At 43.2% G+C, this 250-nt stretch carries 1 pseudogene; it reads left to right on the top strand.

Annotated features, from left to right (window positions below):
- Positions 1 to 250: pseudogene (locus tag AAEY62_RS23740) on the top strand (sodium:proton antiporter); the annotation flags it as partial.

The raw sequence follows: 250 nt of genomic DNA, 5'->3' as shown, positions 1-250 counted from the left end.
GTACTTGTTGTAACGGGTCCTACTGTTATTGCCCCTTTGCTAAACTCTATGCGACCAACTCAAGACATCGACCGAATACTACGCTGGGAAGGCATTGTTATAGACCCTATTGGTGCTCTTTTTGCCGTATTAGTTTTCGAAGCCGTGATGTTGGTTGGCGAAGGTCAAATATTTAGCCATACCATTATTGCGCTAGTTAAAACCTTAGGTGTAGGCTTAACAATTGGTGTTGTTGCAGGTTGGCTTACTA

Source organism: Pseudoalteromonas sp. GW168-MNA-CIBAN-0100, from assembly GCF_040309225.1.
Classification (GTDB): domain Bacteria; phylum Pseudomonadota; class Gammaproteobacteria; order Enterobacterales; family Alteromonadaceae; genus Pseudoalteromonas; species Pseudoalteromonas arctica.
The sequence above is the reverse complement of the archived record's forward strand: the minus strand, read 5'-3'. Positions and strand labels throughout refer to the sequence as shown.